General features: G+C 72.1%; 17 protein-coding genes. 14 read left to right on the top strand and 3 right to left on the bottom strand.

All coding sequences use genetic code 11. From position 1 onward, the window contains the following. Window position 1 precedes the first annotated feature (1 nt). Complete coding sequence (locus ACZ5D2_RS35745; RefSeq protein ID WP_371676912.1) at window positions 2-1,282, bottom strand: alanine racemase; 1,281 nt, start codon at window positions 1,280-1,282, stop codon at window positions 2-4. 237 nt (window positions 1,283-1,519) lie between these two features. Here ACZ5D2_RS35745 and ACZ5D2_RS35740 point away from each other — a divergent pair, with 237 nt between their 5' ends. After that, window positions 1,520-2,302, top strand: coding sequence for an IclR family transcriptional regulator (locus ACZ5D2_RS35740; protein ID WP_371676911.1), 783 nt, complete (start codon window positions 1,520-1,522; stop codon window positions 2,300-2,302). After that, entirely contained in the window at window positions 2,299-2,709 is a 411-nt protein-coding gene (locus ACZ5D2_RS35735) for a RidA family protein (RefSeq protein ID WP_030226332.1), read from the top strand. The genes ACZ5D2_RS35740 and ACZ5D2_RS35735 overlap by 4 nt, the downstream gene beginning before the upstream one ends. A 93-nt stretch (window positions 2,710-2,802) precedes the next feature. Here ACZ5D2_RS35735 and ACZ5D2_RS35730 read toward each other — a convergent pair whose 3' ends face one another. Both ACZ5D2_RS35730 and ACZ5D2_RS35725 read right to left on the bottom strand, forming a co-directional pair. Then, window positions 2,803-4,140, bottom strand: coding sequence for a M14 family metallopeptidase (locus ACZ5D2_RS35730; RefSeq protein WP_371676910.1), 1,338 nt, complete (start codon window positions 4,138-4,140; stop codon window positions 2,803-2,805). A 125-nt stretch (window positions 4,141-4,265) separates the two neighbouring features. Beyond that, a complete protein-coding gene (locus ACZ5D2_RS35725; protein WP_468935302.1) occupies window positions 4,266-5,960 on the bottom strand; it encodes a chitinase in 1,695 nt (564 codons plus the stop codon). A gap of 350 nt (window positions 5,961-6,310) precedes the next feature. On the opposite strand from ACZ5D2_RS35725, the gene ACZ5D2_RS35720 reads away from it, so the two are divergent. The 12 genes from ACZ5D2_RS35720 to ACZ5D2_RS35665 all read left to right on the top strand — a co-directional run bounded on the left by ACZ5D2_RS35720 (window position 6,311) and on the right by ACZ5D2_RS35665 (window position 16,036). Then, window positions 6,311-7,192, top strand: coding sequence for a hypothetical protein (locus ACZ5D2_RS35720; protein WP_371676908.1), 882 nt, complete (start codon window positions 6,311-6,313; stop codon window positions 7,190-7,192). A gap of 47 nt (window positions 7,193-7,239) precedes the next feature. Next, window positions 7,240-7,941, top strand: a complete 702-nt coding sequence (cpaB, locus tag ACZ5D2_RS35715) for a Flp pilus assembly protein CpaB (RefSeq protein ID WP_371676907.1) — start codon at window positions 7,240-7,242, stop codon at window positions 7,939-7,941. 7 nt (window positions 7,942-7,948) lie between these two features. After that, a complete protein-coding gene (locus tag ACZ5D2_RS35710) occupies window positions 7,949-9,229 on the top strand; it encodes a CpaE/TadZ family protein (RefSeq protein ID WP_371676906.1) in 1,281 nt (426 codons plus the stop codon). Window positions 9,230-9,232: 3 nt separating this feature from the next. After that, the gene (locus ACZ5D2_RS35705; protein WP_468935298.1) at window positions 9,233-9,616 is read left to right on the top strand and encodes a TadE/TadG family type IV pilus assembly protein; all 384 of its coding nucleotides are present in this window, start codon (window positions 9,233-9,235) and stop codon (window positions 9,614-9,616) included. A gap of 37 nt (window positions 9,617-9,653) precedes the next feature. Further along, a complete protein-coding gene (locus ACZ5D2_RS35700; RefSeq protein WP_371676904.1) occupies window positions 9,654-9,989 on the top strand; it encodes a TadE/TadG family type IV pilus assembly protein in 336 nt (111 codons plus the stop codon). Next, entirely contained in the window at window positions 9,986-11,332 is a 1,347-nt protein-coding gene (locus ACZ5D2_RS35695) for a CpaF family protein (protein WP_371676903.1), read from the top strand. Before ACZ5D2_RS35700 ends, ACZ5D2_RS35695 begins: the two co-directional genes overlap by 4 nt. Beyond that, window positions 11,329-12,267: a type II secretion system F family protein gene (locus ACZ5D2_RS35690; protein ID WP_371676902.1), complete on the top strand. Its 939-nt coding sequence runs from the start codon at window positions 11,329-11,331 to the stop codon at window positions 12,265-12,267. Before ACZ5D2_RS35695 ends, ACZ5D2_RS35690 begins: the two co-directional genes overlap by 4 nt. 16 nt (window positions 12,268-12,283) lie before the next feature. After that, window positions 12,284-13,186 (top strand): DUF5936 domain-containing protein, encoded by a 903-nt coding sequence (locus ACZ5D2_RS35685; RefSeq protein ID WP_468935293.1) that lies wholly within the window; start codon window positions 12,284-12,286, stop codon window positions 13,184-13,186. A 6-nt stretch (window positions 13,187-13,192) separates the two neighbouring features. Further along, on the top strand, window positions 13,193-14,332 hold the full coding sequence (locus ACZ5D2_RS35680; RefSeq protein ID WP_468935290.1) for a sensor histidine kinase: 1,140 nt from the start codon (window positions 13,193-13,195) through the stop codon (window positions 14,330-14,332). Next, the gene (locus ACZ5D2_RS35675) at window positions 14,329-15,015 is read left to right on the top strand and encodes a response regulator (protein WP_468935288.1); all 687 of its coding nucleotides are present in this window, start codon (window positions 14,329-14,331) and stop codon (window positions 15,013-15,015) included. The genes ACZ5D2_RS35680 and ACZ5D2_RS35675 overlap by 4 nt, the downstream gene beginning before the upstream one ends. A gap of 110 nt (window positions 15,016-15,125) precedes the next feature. Then, complete coding sequence (locus tag ACZ5D2_RS35670; RefSeq protein ID WP_468935285.1) at window positions 15,126-15,371, top strand: hypothetical protein; 246 nt, start codon at window positions 15,126-15,128, stop codon at window positions 15,369-15,371. Window positions 15,372-15,379: 8 nt separating this feature from the next. Then, on the top strand, window positions 15,380-16,036 hold the full coding sequence (locus tag ACZ5D2_RS35665) for a pilus assembly protein TadG-related protein (RefSeq protein WP_468935282.1): 657 nt from the start codon (window positions 15,380-15,382) through the stop codon (window positions 16,034-16,036). Window positions 16,037-16,046 lie beyond the last annotated feature (10 nt).

The raw sequence follows: 16,046 nt of genomic DNA, 5'->3' as shown, positions 1-16,046 counted from the left end.
GTCAGAAGAAGGTGCGGACGAATTCGGTGACGGTGCCGTCGGACTGCACCAGCGGGATCAGCGGCCACTTCTCGAAGATGGTGCAGGGGTGCGACATGCCGAGGGCCACCCAGTCGCCGACCTGCACGTCGTCGGCGGAACCGGTCTCCAGCCAGGCGTGCTGGTCGGACAGTTTGACGACGCGGATCCCGGTGGCGGGCCGCTCCTCGCCGGTGAGCGCGTCGCGGACCAGTTCGGCGTCGGGCAGGCCGAGGTCGTAGGCGATGTCGCGCTTGCCGGCGTTGACGAAGGCCTGGGTGGGGGAGGGGCGGGAGACGACCTGGGTCCACAGCCGGAAGGCGGGGCGCAGTCCGCCCTCCTCGGGGACCCGGTTGAAGGGGGTCAGCCGGGTGTACCAGCCGTGGTCGTGGGAGACGTACGCACCGGAGCGCAGCAGCCGCAGCACGGGGCGGGAGAGCTCCGGGATCGCGGCGAAGACGTCGGCGACGGCGTCGAACCAGGCGGAGCCGCCCGCGCTGACGACGATCTCCTCCAGGTCGGGGGCGAACCGTCCGGCCTTGTCGAACTCGACGGCGAGGCCGGTGAGGCGGCGCAGGTAGGCGTGGACGGAGTCCGGGTCGGCGTCGGGCACCTCGGCCTCGTAGCCGGCGATGCCGGTCAGGCGCAGGGTGGTGGTCGCGGCGACGGCGTCGGCGACGGCGCGGCAGTCGTCGTCGGTGCGGGCGCCGGTGCGGGCGCCCTCGCCGGCGCCGAGTTCGACGACCACGTCGAGGACGGCGCCGCGGCCCTGGAGGGCGCGGTCCATGAGCTGGACGCCGCGGACGGAGTCGACGTAGCAGACGAAGCGGAAGTCGGGGTCGGCGGCGAGTTCGGCGGCCACCCAGTGCAGGGCGGCGGGGTCGACGAGCTCGTTGGCGAGGAAGATCCGCCGGATGCCGAAGGCGCGGTAGACGCGGGCCTGGTGGGGGACGGCGGCGGTGATGCCCCAGGCGCCGTGTTCGAGCTGGCGCTCGAAGAGCTGCGGGGCCATGCAGGTCTTGCCGTGCGGCGCGAAGGCGAGGTCGTGGCGGCGGGCGTACTCGCCGAGGGCGGTGAGGTTGTGCTCCAGGGCCTCCGCGTCCAGGGTCAGGACGGGGGTGGTGAATCCGCCGTCGTACAGGTCGCGGGCCTGGGCGGCGAGTTCGCCGACGGTGAGGCCGGCGCTCTGGGCGTCCGGGGGGAGCCCCTTGAACCGGTGGTCGACCGGTTCGTCGGCGAGCCGTCGGACTGCGTCGCTGGCCATGCGGATGCCTCCTCGTGCTGTTGCGTGATGCGCAACGAGCGTTGCGGGTGGTGCTTGTGGTGTCTAACATCCCGGATGACGACGGGTCAACGGCGCCCGGTTCCGGAACGGGCCGAAGGGGCCGAACGGGCCGAAGGGGCCGGCGGGGCCGGCGGGCAGCGGGGCGGACCGGCGTACGGACCGGCGTACGGACAGGCCCGCGGACCGCGGGCGAGCGGACGGGACGAGGGGCGTGGCATGAGCCAGTCGGTGGAGCGGGCGCTGCGGATCCTGCCCGCGCTCGCGAAGGGACCGGCGGGCCTCGGCGAGGTGGCCGACGGACTCGGCGTGCACAAGAGCACCGCCCTGCGCCTGCTGCGCACCCTCCAGGCGCACGGCCTCGCCTACCGGCAGCCGGACGGCCGCTACCGGCTGGGGGCCCGCCTGTTCGCGCTGGCCGCCGAGGCCGTCGAGAACCTCGACGTCCGCGACGTCGCCCATCCCCACCTGGTCGAGCTGAACCGGCTCACCGGGCACACCGTCCACCTCGCCCTGCACCAGGACGACGAGGTGGTCTACGTCGACAAGGTCGACAGCCGCTACCCGGTCCGGATGTACTCGCGCATCGGCCGCCCCGTCCCCCTCACCGTCGCCGCCGTCGCCAAGCTGCTCCTGGCCGACCTGCCGGAGGACGACCGGCGTGCGCTCGCGGGGCGGATCGACTACCCGCGCTACACCTCCCGGTCGACCCCGGACGCGCAGGCGTTCCTCGCCGAGCTGGCCCTCGTACGGGAGCAGGGCTGGGCCGCCGACCTGGGCGGGCACGAGGAGGCCCTGAACTGCGTGGGCGCCCCGGTGCGCGGGCCGGGCGGGAGGGTGGTCGCGGCGATGTCGGTCTCGGCGCCCGGAGTGGTGGTCGGCGCCGGAGAACTGCTGGAGCTGTTGCCCCTGGTGCGCCGGACTGCCGACATCATCAGCCGGGAGTACTCCGGCACCGCGCCGGAGCCGCACCGAGAGCCAGAAGACGAGGACCTTCCGTGAGCGAGAAGACCGCCATCACCCCCGACACCCACACCGCGCCGCCCGCGAGGTTCTCGCACGGCGTGCGCAAGGGCAACATCCTCCAGGTCGCCGGCCAGGTCGGCTTCCTCCCGCACGTCGAGGGGCAGCCGCCGACGCCGGCCGGGCCGACGCTGCGCGAGCAGACCCTGCAGACGCTGGAGAACGTCCGCTCCGTGCTGGAGGCGGGCGGCGCGGGCTGGGACGACGTGATGATGATCCGCGTCTACCTGACCGACACCGCCCACTTCGCCGAGATGAACGGGATCTACAACACCTACTTCGAGGAGCAGGGCCTCAAGGAGGCCCCGGCCGCCCGCACCACGGTGTACGTGGGGCTGCCGGCCGGGCTGCTGATCGAGATCGACGCGCTCGCCGTCCTGGGCTGAGGGGGCGGGCGGGGCGCCCCCCTGGCGGTGGGGCGCCCCCCGCGCGCGGGGTTCCGCGCGCGGCGTCCGGCCGGGCCGGGAGCGGTACGGGGCTCAGGAGCAGTACTGGGCTTCCTTGCCGATCGAGCGGTACATGCAGTCGGCGTTCTCCAGGAGCTGGAGCACGGCCTCCTTGTTGCGCGAGGTCTCGCGGTCGATGACCTCGTCGGGCGGGTAGAAGCCGCCGCCGCTGCCGGATTCGGACGGGTACATCTCGAAGGTGTAGGCGAAGACCTTCTGGTTGCCCCACAGCCAGTCGTCGATCGTGCCGTCGGTGATGTACAGGTCGCTCGACTGCTCGGGCGTGTAGCCGTTGCTGGCCGCCATGCCCGTGCCGATCTTCTTGTAGGCGGCGAGGTCGTCGGCGGTCATGCCGGGCGCGGTGTCGTTGTACGTCCAGCCGAAGGGCCACAGGACCAGCTGGCTGTACGTGTGGAAGTCGATGGCGGCCTTGATCTGCTGCTTGCCGCCGACGACGCGGCTGCGGACGAAGTCGGAGACCACCTTGACCTCCGGGGCGGAGGCGGCGGCGGGGCCGCGGTAGGTCTCGGAGCCCTTGCTGGAGCTGGAGCCGCCGCAGCAGCCCCACTTGTAGTCCCAGTTGCGGTTGAGGTCGGTGCCGACGGCGGAGGAACCGCTGTTGGGCTGCCGGTTCTTGCGCCAGGAACGGTAGGAGCCGGTGGCGATGTCGTACTCGCCGCCGTCCGGGTTGAGGTCCGGGACGATCCAGATCTCGCGGCTGTTGACCATGTCGGTGATCCGGGGTTCGGTGCCGTACTTGGATCCGAACTCCTTGAGCAGGTAGAGGGCCATCTCCACCGTGAGGTGCTCGCGGGCGTGCTGGTGCGCGGTGAAGAGGACCTCGGGCTCGGCCTCGTCGGTGCCGACGTTGTCGCTGATCTTGATGGCGTAGAGGTTGCGGCCCTCGTACGACTTCCCGATGACCTGCTTGCTCATGATCCCGGGGTACTGGGCGATCCGCTGGTCGATCTCCGCGTTCGCCTCGGCGTAGTTGTGGTAGTTGGAGTCCGCCGACGGGAAGTCCATCGGGTTGGCCTTGGTGCCGCGCTCGCCCCGGTCCGGCGGGCCGGGCAGGGCGGTGAGCCGGTAGCCGCGGGCCCGCAGTTCCTTGGCCTGCACGGGGTCGGCGCTGACCACGACCGAGCGGGCGTCCACCTCGTCGATCGAGACGCCGGAGCTCAGCAGGGCGGTGCGTTCGGCGGCGGTGGACGGGCCCTGGATCTCGTACTGGACGATGGCCTCGTCCTGCGTCGCGGTGGACGGGGTGGGCGGCGGGGCCGCCGTCGCGCTCATGCCGTAGGCGGGCGCGCCGAGCGCGAGCGCGAGGAGGGCCGCCGTGACGGCGGCCCTTCCGCGGTGGTGGAGCCGCATGCGTTCTCCTGGGTGGGAGTGTGGGGGTAGCCGTGCGGACGCGCACAGCGTGCTCTCATGGCATGTCCCGGTCAAGAACCCCGTCTTTCCGGGGAACCCGAACCGGCCACCCCCACACCTACCGCCTACGGGAGGCCGTGGACCTTGGGACCCACCGCGTTGGACCAGGCACTACCCGCCTTGGCGTCCCAGTTCGTCGACCAGGTCATCGCGCCGCGCAGCCCCGGGTACGTCTTCGACGGCTTGAAGGAGCCGCAGCCCGTGCCCTTGGCCAGGCAGTCCAGGGCGTTGCTGACGACCGTCGGGGAGACGTAGCCGCTGCCCGCGCCACTGGGGGACGCCGGGACGCCGATGCCCACCTGCGAGGGGTCGAGCCCGCCCTCCAGCTGGATGCAGGCCAGCGCCGTCAGGAAGTCGACCGAGCCCTGGGAGTAGACCTTGCCGTCGCAGCCGTTCATCGCGCCGCTGTTGTAGTACTGCATGTTCACCACGGTCAGGATGTCCTTGACCGCCAGCGCCGTCTTGAAGTAGCCGCCCTGGGTGGACTGCATGTCGATGGTCTGCGGGGCCATCGTCAGGACGAACGAGGGACCCGCCTTGGCCGCCAGGGCGCGCAGCGCCTGGGTCATGTACGTCGGGTTGAGGCCGTTCTCCAGGTCGATGTCGATGCCGCTGAAGCCGTACTCCTGCATCAGCGCGTACGCCGAGTTCGCCAGGTTGTTCGCGGAGGCGGAGTCGTTGACGGAGATGGTGCCCTTCTCGCCGCCGATGGAGAGGATGACGGACTTCCCCGCCGCCTTCTTCGCCGCGATGTCGGCCTTGAACCGGTCCACGGTGTACCCGCCGAGCCCCGCCGAGTCGAGGTTGAAGGAGATGGCGCCGGGCGTGGTCGTGGCGTCGGCGAAGGAGACGGCGATGATGTCGTACTGGGCGGAGACGTCGGAGATCTTCTGGACGGTCGCGCCGTTGTCGAAGTTCTGCCAGTACCCGGTCAGGGCGTGCCTGGGCACCGACGGGTTCGGGTTCGGGCCGCCGCCCCCGGTCGTGGTGCCGGTGACCGCCGCCGACCTCGGGCCCTCGCCCGCCGCGTTGTACGCGCTCACCTGGAACGCGTACGAGGTGGCGGCGGCCAGCCCGGTGATCTGGGCGGAGGCTCCGGACGCCGTCTGGACGCGGACGCCGTCCTGGTAGACGTGATAGCCGGTGGCGCCGCCGACCGCGTTCCACGAAAGGGTGAGCCCGCTCGCGCTCTGGCCGGAAACGACGGTCCCCGAGGGGGCGCCCGGCACGCTCGGGCCGGGGTCGGTGCCGCCGCCCCCGTCCGGGCCGAAGACGCTGAACTCGTCGACCGTGTAGGCGGGCTGGCCGTACCAGCCGTGGGTCCAGACGGTGACCTGGGTGGTGTTCGGGCCGGTGGTGAAGGTGGTCGACAGCTTCTGCCAGCCGGAGCCGGAGCCGGGGGTCCAGGTGGAGACGTCCTGGGTGCCGGTACCGGTCGCGCCGAGGTAGACGTACGAGCCCTGGACCTGGGTGCTCAGCGTGTACGTGGAATTCGGCTTGACCGTGACGGTCTGACTGCACTGCGCGTTGTCCGAGCCCGCCGGGGTGGCGCGCAGGGCGCCCGCGCCGGCGTAGACCGGAGTGGTGACGACGGCTCCGCTGCCGCCGGAACAGGACCAGTTGGCGAGGCCGGACTCGAAGCCGCCGTTGCGGGCGACGTTGACGTCGGCGGCCTGGGCGGTGCCCGCCGCGAGGGCGGTCAGCCCGCCCGCGGTGAGGGTGGCGGCGCCCAGCAGGGCGAGGGAGCGTATGCGGTTCACGTGGGCTCCGTGGGGGGAGGAAGGGGGGAAGCGGAAGGAGGGGGAGTGGGGGTCCCCCGGAACGAACTGCCGGCGCAGCCAAGTTGGTCCAGACCAATCCCCGTGTCAAGGGTCTTTGCGAAGTGGCTTGAACTGTTCGGACTTCCGATCCCTGTTGTCCGGGTTTCCCGCCACCTGTGACAAGCCCTTCCGGCACGGGAATCACCAAGCCCCTGACCAGCCAGGGGTGGCGCGGTTATGGTGCTGGGGCAAGGGGGGAGCGCGTCGATCGTTTGCGGTCGCGCAGCATGTGCGCGTACGTGACGGCCGTGCGAACAGGCGTCGCGTACAGGGTGAACGGGGGGATTCGCGTGCCGACCGCCATCGCTGTCACCAGCGCCGACCTGGTGCTGCCCGCCCCCGACCGGCACACCCCCGGCGCCGCGGTCCTGCGCCCGCCCGGCGAGGCCGACCTGGAGGGCGCGCTCGCCGAGACCTCCGCCCTGCTGGAGCGGCACGGCCACCTCGTGGCCGTCGTACCGCCCTGGCTCCCGCCCGCCACCGTGCGCCGGCTGCACACCGTCCGGGCCATCCTGGAGACCGACCGCATCGCGCTCCTCGACATCGATCTGCCGCCCCTGGCAACCGCCGTGCTGGTGCGTCAGCTGCGCCAGCTCACCGTCTGCGACTTCAGCCCCGGGGTCATCGCCTCCGCCGCCCGGCTGCTCTCCCACTACATCCACGCGGGCGCGCTGCTGGGTACGGTCGCAAAGCTGGACCGGGTCCCCGTCGGGCTCAAGGCCCACGCCCGGTCCTGGTCGCCGAGCGCCCAGTTCGCCGTACTGGCCCACCCGACGCCGCATCTGGCCCGGCTCGGATCCGCCGGAGCCGCCTCGCAGGCCGCGCTGCCGCCGGGACCCGGCTTCGCCACCCACCTCACCTTCGCGCGCGGAGCGCTGTCCTCCGACTGGGTGACGGCCGAACTGGCCCCCGCCTGGCAGGTGCAGGGCGTCATGGAGAACCCGCTGCCCGCCGACTCCGCCGCCTGGTGGGCCACCCCGAAGCTCGTCGAGTTCGCCGCCGCCATCCCCGACCCGTCCGTGCTCTACCAGCTGGTCGCCTCGGTCCGCAGGGAGGAGTGCCGCTGGTGCGGCTTCGAGCTCATCGGCGACCGCTGCGGATTCTGCGCCGCACCCCTGGCCGCACCCCCACCCGAGGCCCCCGCCCGTACCGGCACCCGTTCCAGAACCTGACCGGCCCGCCCCCGAACGAACCGAAGAACGGCGAGGTAGTACGGCCCATGAACTCACGCCAGCGCCGCGGCGTCATCCTGCTCCTGCTGTCGGTCCTGTGCGCCCTCGCGGCCTTCGCCGGGGTCCTGGTCGTGATCGGCGACGTCAACTCCAAGGTCGGGTCCGAGGTGGTCGCCTACCGCGTCAAGGGCGACATCGCCCCGTACAGTCCGCTCACGGCCGGCCAGTTCGAAGAGGTCAAGGTCCCCAAGCGGTGGCTCTCCGACACCGCCGTCACCGACCTGGGCGCGCTCCAGGGCAAGATCGCGCTCACCACCCTGAAGCGGGGCTCGCTGCTCCAGAGCGACATGTTCGTCGACAAGCCTCAGCTCCAGGCCGGGGAGCAGGAGATCGCCATCATGATCGACGCGGCGACGGGCGTGGCCGGCAAGATCACCTCGGGCGCCAAGGTCAACATCCTGGCCACCTTCAAGGGCGCCAAGGACACCGACCCCGCCCGCTCGGTCATCATCGTCGCCAACGCCCGCGTCCTGGGCGTCGGCAAGCTCACCGCCCTCGACAAGGACAGCGACAGGAAGGGCCCCGCCGAGGCCGTTCCGATCACCTTCGCCCTGAACACCAAGGACACCCAGCGCGTCGCGTACGCCGAGTCCTTCGCCGAGCACGTCCGACTGGCCCTGGTGGCCCCCGGCACCGACTCGACTCCCGGCCCGAGCGACCGCACGTACACCCTCGACGGGGACAAGTGAGGCCCGGATGACCACCCGAATCCTCCCCGCGGCCGGCGACCCGGACGCCGCCCGCGCCATCGTGGCGCTGCTCAGCCAGCTCCCGGACGCCGAGCCCGCCGCTCCCGTCCCCGATTCCACGACCCTCCTGGACACCCTGTTCCGGCTCGCCGCGGACTCCCTGGACGAACTGCCCGAGGTGGTCCTCGTCCACGAGCGGATCGGGCCCGTCCCCGCCCTGGAGCTGATCCGCGAAGTCGCCCTGCGCTTCCCCGCGGTCGGCGTGGTGCTGATCTCCTCCGACGCCGGGCCCGCCCTCTTCTCCGCCGCCATGGACTCCGGCGCGCGCGGCCTGATCGGCCTCCCCCTCGCCTACGAGGAACTCGCCGCCCGCGTCCAGGCCGCCGCCCAGTGGTCCGCGGGCGTACGCCGCCACCTGGGCCGCGGCCCCGAGGCGCCCGCCGGGCCGGGCGGCCGGGTGGTCACCGTCACCGGCGCCAAGGGAGGCGTGGGCGCCACGTTCACGGCGGTGCAGTTCGCGCTGGCCGCCGCCGCGGCGGGCCGGCGCACGGCCCTGGTGGACCTGGACCTCCAGGCCGGGGACGTGGGCTCGTACCTCGACGTGCAGTTCCGGCGCTCCATCGCCGACCTCGCCGGCATCCAGGACATCTCCCCGCGCGTCCTCCAGGACGCCGTCTACGAGGACCGCACCGGCCTGGCCCTGCTGCTGGCCCCGGCGGACGGGGAGCGGGGCGAGGAGGTCGACGAACGGGCCGCCCGGCACGTCATCGGCGCCCTGCGCGCCCGCTACGAGCTCGTCGTCATCGACTGCGGCACCCAGGTGACGGGCGCGAACGCCACCGCCGTGGAACTCGCGGACCTGGCCGTCATGGTCACCACCCCGGACGTGGTCGCCGTACGGGCGGCCAAGCGGATGGTCCGGATGTGGGAACGGCTCCAGGTGCGCAAGGCCGAGGACACCACCATGGTGGTCAACCGCTGGAGCAAGCACACCGAGATACAGCCCTCCCTGATCGAGAAGATCACCAAGACCCGGCCCACCCGCACCCCGGTCCCCGCCGCCTTCAAGGAACTCCAGGCGGTGGTGGACGCGGGCCGGGTGCAGGACCTCGACAACCGCTCGACGGTGAAGCAGGCCCTGTGGACCCTGGCCGGCGAACTGGGCCTCCTCGCCGCCCCGGACGCCCCGGCGGGATCCCCGGCCCCCGCCGCCGCCGGCTCCGGTGCGGCCCTCGCCCTCCGCGCGGCCGGCCCGGTGGCCCGCCTGCGGCGCGGCCGGGAGGGCTGAACGGTGACCGCGCGCGGGTCCGTACGCGGCGGGCGGGGGTGGTGCCGGGACCGGGGGCAGGTGGCCGTCGAGTTCGTCGGCATGGTCCCGCTCATCCTGCTGCTCGTGGCGGCGGTGTGGGAGTGCGTGCTGATCGGGTACGCCTTCTCGCTGGCGGGCAACGCGGCCGACCAGGGGGCGCGGGCGGGCGCGGTGAAGGGGGACGGGGAGTGCGACACGGCGGCCCGCAAGTACGTGGGGGGCGCCTGGAACATGTCCGTCGACTGCGGTCCGGCCGGGAACCTGTACAAGGCGAAGGTCAGACTGGAGATCCCCGTCCTCTTCCCGGGGCTCGGCTTCGGCGCCATCGACGGCACGGCCGGCGCGGCGATGGAGCGGGAGGAATGACATGAGAAGGCGGCGCATCCGCTCCGACCGCGGCCAAGTGGCCATCGAATACATCGGCTTCGTCCCGATCCTGCTGTTCGTCGCACTGTGTGCGATCCAGCTGGGCTGGATCGCGTACGTCCACGAGCAGGCCGACACCGCCGCGCGGACCGCGGCCCGGGTCGAGGCCCAGCACCGGGGCCGAGGTGAGGCCGCCGGTCACGCCGCGATCCGCGAGGGCCTCGCGGCGACCGTCTCCGTCCCGAGCGGCGGGGACGCGATCACGGCGACCGTGACGATACCGATCAACTCGATCATCCCCGGACTGCACATCGACCCGGCCAGGGCCACGGCCGTCATGCCCAACACCGACCCGGACGGAGCCCGACCGTGAGCCTGCGTTCCCGGGTCAGCACCCCCGACGACCGCCACAGCCCCCGCGAGGACGGCCGCCTGGTCTCCTCGTACCGGGCCAAGCTCCTCGAAGAGATCGACCTCGCCGAGATGTCCGCGCTCGCGCCCGCCGAGCGCCGCGCGCGGCTGGAACGCGTACTCGGGCACATCATCAGCCGCGAGGGCCCGGTCCTGTCCACCGCCGAGCGCGCCCAGCTGATCCGCCGCGTCGTCGACGAGGCCCTCGGGCTCGGTGTCCTCGAACCGCTCCTCGAAGACGCCTCGATCTCCGAGATCATGGTCAACGGCCCCGACCAGATCTTCGTCGAGCGTTCCGGCCGGGTGGAGCAGCTCCCGATCCGCTTCGCCTCGCACGAGCAGCTGATGCAGACCATCGAGCGCATCGTCTCCACCGTCAACCGCCGCGTGGACGAGGCCAATCCGATGGTCGACGCGCGCCTGCCCAGCGGCGAGCGCGTCAACGTCATCATCCCGCCGCTCTCCCTCACCGGCGCCACCCTCACCATCCGCCGGTTCCCGCGCGCCTTCACCCTGCCCGAGATGATCGCCCTCGGCTCCCTCGACGAGCAGATGCTCCTGCTCCTGTCCGGGCTGGTGCAGGCGAAGCTGAACCTGATCGTGTCCGGGGCCACCGGCACCGGCAAGACCACCCTCCTCAACGCCCTCTCCGGCCTGATCCCGGAGGGCGAGCGCATCATCACCATCGAGGACTCCGCCGAACTCCAGCTCCAGCAGGCGCACGTGATCCGCCTCGAATCCCGCCCCGCGAACGTGGAGGGCAAGGGCCAGATCACCATCCGCGACCTCGTACGCAACTCCCTGCGCATGCGCCCCGACCGGATCATCGTCGGCGAGGTCCGCGGCGGCGAGACCCTCGACATGCTCCAGGCCATGTCCACCGGCCACGACGGCTCCCTCGCCACCGTCCACGCCAACAGCTCCTCGGACGCGCTCACCCGCCTGCAGACCCTCGCCTCCATGTCCGAGGTGGAGATCCCCTTCGAGGCGCTCCAGGACCAGATCAACAGCGCCGTCAACGTCATCGTGCAGCTCACCCGCTTCGGTGACGGCTCGCGCCGCATCACGGAGATCTCCATCCTCGAATCCCACGGCCGCGAGCCCTTCCGGATCACCACCGTCTGCCGCTACGTGGCCCAGCCCATGGGCGCCGACGGACGCGTGCACGGCTACTTCGCGTACGCCCCCCTTCCCCGCCGGATCGCGGAGCGCCTCTACATGAACAGCCAGCCGATCCCCCAGGCCTTCGGCGTCGCACAGCCCGACGCCCTCCTCGACCCGCTCACCCCCCGGACCGTCCTGTGAACCACCTCGTCCTCCTCACCCTCGGCGCCACCCTGCTCGCCGGGCTGTTCACGGCCCTCGGGGTGCACGCCTACTCGGCCGGGCTCGCCCAGCGGGCCGCCCTCATCGAACGCCTCTCGGCGAGCGGCGAACCCCCGCCGACCGGACGCAGGCGCCGCTTCCGCGGCGTCGACCGCCGCCTGCGCCGGACGGCGCTGGGCCGCCGCATCGAACTGAAACTGGCGACCACGGGGCTGGACCTCACCCCGGGTGAGTTCTTCGTCTACATGCTGCTGGCCGTCGCGGGCACATGGCTGGTCTGTTCCTCCCTGCTGGCCCCGTTCTTCGGGCCGGTGGCCGGACTGATCGGCCTCTGGTCCGCCAACGCCTTCCTGAACTGGCAGCGCGCCCGCCGCACGGAACGCTTCATCAACCAGCTCCCCGAACTGGCCCGGATCCTCGCCAACGCCACCCAGGCCGGCCTCGCCCTGCGCACCGCCATCGGCATGGCGGCGGAGGAACTGGAGGCCCCGGCGGGCGAGGAACTGGCCCGGGTCGCGGACCGGCTCGCCGTCGGGCACTCCATCGAGGAGTCCCTCGGGGAGATCGTCGACCGGCTCCCGTCCCGCGAACTGGTCGTCCTCGTCTCCACCCTGGTCCTCTCCGCCCGCGCGGGCGGCGCCATCGTGGGCAGCCTGCGCAACCTCACGGTGACCCTGGAGCAGCGCAAGGAGACCCGCCGGGAGATCCGTACGCAGCTCTCGCAGGTGACGGTGACGGCGTACCTGGTACCGGCCATCGGACTGGGGTCGCTGCTGCTGGTGAACGCGATGATGCCCGGCGCCCTGGACCGGATGACCGGCGCGCTGGTCGGGCAGGTCGCGGTGATCGTCGCCCTGGGGCTCTTCGCGCTGGGCTTCGTCCTGATCCGCCGGCTGTCGAAGATCGACGTGTGAGGGGGCTGACGCCGCGATGACCGCCTACCTCCCCCTCCTCCTCGCCCTGGCCGTGGCCCTGTCCGTCTTCGGTGCCCTGCACGGCATCCGCCTCTACCGCGCCGACGTCAAACTCCCGACCGACCTGGCCCTGGCCCTGGAGGTCGGCGCCACCCGCACCACCGCCGTCGGCTCGCTCGTGGACCGCCTCGGCATCCGCTGGGCGCCGCTGGTGCTGCGCCTGATGGGCGCCAAGCAGGTGGCCCGCAAGCGCCGCCAGATCGACATGGCGGGCAACCCGGCCGGCCTCACCATCGACCGCTACGCCGCCCGGCGCGCGGTCTACGGATTCCTGGGCGGACTCGGCGCCCTGGCCATGCTCATGAACGGGCAGCTCGTCCTCGCCCTCCTCATGGTGGCCTTCGGCCTGTTCTGGATCGAGGTCGGCCTGTGGTCGGCCATCCGGGTCCGCCGCGACCACATCGAGCGGATCCTCCCGGACTTCCTCGACGTCCTCGCGGTCGTGGTCAGCGCCGGACTCGGCTTCCGTCAGGCCCTGGAGCGCGTCGCGGACAAGTACACCGGCCCCTGGTCCGACGAGATCCGGATCACCCTGCAGCAGATGGACATGGGAGTCAGCCGCCGCCAGGCCTTCGACGACCTGCGCAAGCGCAACGACTCCGAACAGGTCGCCCAGTTCGTCACCGCCCTCCAACAGGGCGAGGAACTGGGCTCCCCGATCGTGGACACCCTCATCGCCATCGCCGAGGACATGCGCCGCACCGACGCCCAGAACGCCCGCCGCCGCGCCGCCCGCGCCGTCCCGAAGGCCACCTTCGCCGTCACCATGTTCATGCTGCCGGGCACCCTGATCCTGCTCGTCTGCGGGTTCGTCTACGGAGCCAACGTGGACTTCGGTGCACTGCTCGGGGGCGGGTGAGCCGCCATGACCGCACTGCACCTGCCGTTACTGCGCGCGGCCCCCGGACGGGACACGACCCCCGCCCCCTCCCTCGCGGTCCAGGCGAACGCCCTCCAGTGCCTGTGCCGACAGGTCATGGCCTTCCGGCTCGTGATGATCGGCCTCGGCGCCCCGTTCTCCCTGGGCCGGACGGCGGCCGGGGGACCTACGTACCTGGTGTCCGGCGCGCTGCTGGCCACCTTCATGCTGTCCTACGTCCTCTTCCGCGACTGGGAGCGCTTCGGGCCGCTGCTGCTGCGCCACCGCTGGCTGCTGGCGGTGGACATGGTCCTGAGCGGGCTCCTGCTGATCGTGGCCACCCCCACCTCCCCGGTCGGGCTGGTGGCCCTGTGCACCCCGCTGCTGGCCGGGCTGGTCTACGGATGGCGGGGCTCGGCGGTGTACGCGGCCGCGCAGGCGGTGGCGGTGGCCGCGCTGGGCGGCGGCTTCGTGCTCTGCCTGCTGTGCGTGGTGGCCGGGGCCGCCGGATCCGGGCTGCGGGAGCTGCTGCTGCGCTTCGGGGCGGCCGTACGGAGCCTGGCGGCGGCCGAGGCGGTCCGGGACGAGCGGGAGCGGATGGCCCGGGAGATGCACGACTCGGTGGCCAAGACCCTGCACGGCCTGGCACTGGCGGCCGACGCCCTGGCCCGGACCCCCGACCCGGCGGCGATCCGCCGCCAGGCGGAACTCGTCGCGGACGCGGCCCGCCGCGCCTCCGCGGAGTCCCGGGCCCTGCTGACGGAGCTGCGCGTGCCCGGCGCCGCCCTCCTGCCGGGGCTGCGCGCCCTGGGCGCGGAACTCCACACCACGGGCACGCTGCCCGTCCTTCCCCCGGGGGTGGTGCACCAGCTGCTCTCCGTCGCCGGGGAGGCGGTGGAGAACGCCCGCCGCCACGCCGGGGCCTCGCGGGTGGAGATGTCGGTGTGCGCGGGGCCGTCGACGCTCACGGTGACGGTCGAGGACGACGGGGTCGGCCTGCCCCCCGTGATGCCGGCCGGGCATTTCGGGGTCCTCGGCATGAGGGAACGCGCGCACGCCATCGGCGCCGCCTTCGAGGTCGGCCCCCGCACCGCGGGCACCGGCACCCGGGTCCGCCTGACCCTGCCGACGGGAGGCCGCGCGTGACCGCTGTGCGCGTCCTGATCGCGGACGACAACCCGGTCGTCCGCGCGGGCCTGAGCAGCCTCCTGGCCACCACCGCCGACCTCGTGGTCGTGGCGGAGGCCCGGGACGGCCACGAGGCCCTGCACCTGACCCGGCTCCACAGTCCGGACGTGATCCTGCTGGACGTCCGCATGCCGGGAGTCGACGGCATCTCGGCCCTGCCGCACCTCGTGTGCCTGGCACCGGTGCTGATGCTGACGTACAGCCAGGAGGCCGATGTCGTCCGCGAGGCACTGCTGTTGGGCGCGGGCGGCTACCTGGTCCACGGCGAGTTCACGCCCGACGACCTCCTGCGCGCGGTCCGGGACACCCGCGCCGGCCGCGCCCATTTCACCCCGACGGCGGCGACCGTCGTGCTCGCGGAACTCCGGTCCTCTTCGCAACAGCAACGAAGTGTGGGACAGTCTACGGAGCGCGTGCACAACTCCGTTGCTTTCGGGCTGAGTTCGCGGGAGGTGGAGATCATGGATCTGATCGCGTCCGGCATGAACAACCAGCAGATCGCCGGCGCCTGCTTCATCAGCGAGAAGACGGTCAAGAACCACATCAACCGCATCTTCGCCAAACTCCGGAGCGCCTCCCGCAGCGAGGCGATAGCCCGCTGGCTGGGAACCGCCCGTCCAGGGGTGACCGGTCATGGGTAGACGGAGTACGCAGTGGGTCCGTATTTGGGCCCCGGGACCCTTGGTGACGACCGGTAACTCGTCGTACCGTCCGCAAATCAACAGCGGCACCGGCCCGGGAGGGAACCCCCATGTCACACAACAGGCTGCTGAAGGCATCGGTCGAGGCGAAGCTCCGCCTGAACGACTGGACGGACACGGCGGTGACACGCCTCCGCAAGCGCTACGCGAACCTCGACCGGGGGCAGACCGCGTTCGAGTACCTGGGCATCATCCTGGTGGTCGTGGTGATCATCGGGGCGATGATCGGCACTGGGATCGGCCAGCAGATCGTCGACAAGATCAAGGAGCAGGTCGGCCTGATCAAGGCGGGCTGATCCGGCGCGTGCGCAGCAGAGGGTCGAGTGACCGAGGGCAGGCCTTCCCCATCTACGTCGTGGCGGTGGGGGGCCTGCTCTTCGCGGCGTTCGTCTTCTTCGTCGTCGGACAGGCCTCAGTGACGCGCAGCGACGCGCAGGGCGCAGCGGATGCGGCCGCGCTGGCAGCGGCCCGAGAAGCGGGGGAGGGGAGCCTGGGCGCTCTGGACCTTGTTTCCCTGAAGCCGGAGGAATGGGTGAAGGTCCTGGCGGGCGACCTCCTCAGCGGCAGGGGGGCCTGCGACGCCGCGGTCGACTTCGCGGCCAGGAACGATTCCAGGGCCACGTGCGAGGCGTCGCCTCCGCGCTTCGCCGTTACGGTGGAGACGAACCGCACGGTGGGCAAGTCGGTGGTTCCGGGTACGGACGGCATGCATGGCGAGGCGCGCGCCGCAGCCGTCATCGACCCCCTCTGCACGTTGGGATCCGCCCCCGCTCCCGCCCCCACTGCGACGCCCCAGCCCGACCCCACCGCCACCGCGTCTCCGGGGCCGACCGCCACGCCGGTGCCGGCCCGGGTCAAGCTGCGGTGCAAAGGGGGAAAGTCCATTGACATCGACCCGTTGAACCCGGGTTCCCTGCGCGATCTGGCGCGGTCCCTGTTCAGCGTGCGATTGGTCGAGTGAGAGCGAATGA

Source organism: Streptomyces sp. NPDC031479 (assembly GCF_055581065.1).
Note: the sequence above shows the minus strand (reverse complement) of the source record. Positions and strands in the feature narration are given on the sequence as shown.

Bases quoted from the DNA above. Each gene is read 5' to 3' on its own strand.
- ACZ5D2_RS35745 (WP_371676912.1), bottom strand. From the start codon at position 1,282: ATGGCCAGCGACGCAGTCCGACGGCTCGCCGACGAACCGGTCGACCAC.
- ACZ5D2_RS35670 (WP_468935285.1), top strand. From the start codon at position 15,126: ATGTCACACAACAGGCTGCTGAAGGCATCGGTCGAGGCGAAGCTCCGC.
- ACZ5D2_RS35685 (WP_468935293.1), top strand. From the start codon at position 12,284: ATGACCGCCTACCTCCCCCTCCTCCTCGCCCTGGCCGTGGCCCTGTCC.
- ACZ5D2_RS35710 (WP_371676906.1), top strand. From the start codon at position 7,949: ATGACCACCCGAATCCTCCCCGCGGCCGGCGACCCGGACGCCGCCCGC.
- ACZ5D2_RS35680 (WP_468935290.1), top strand. From the start codon at position 13,193: ATGACCGCACTGCACCTGCCGTTACTGCGCGCGGCCCCCGGACGGGAC.
- ACZ5D2_RS35730 (WP_371676910.1), bottom strand. From the start codon at position 4,140: ATGCGGCTCCACCACCGCGGAAGGGCCGCCGTCACGGCGGCCCTCCTC.
- cpaB (WP_371676907.1), top strand. From the start codon at position 7,240: ATGAACTCACGCCAGCGCCGCGGCGTCATCCTGCTCCTGCTGTCGGTC.
- ACZ5D2_RS35740 (WP_371676911.1), top strand. From the start codon at position 1,520: ATGAGCCAGTCGGTGGAGCGGGCGCTGCGGATCCTGCCCGCGCTCGCG.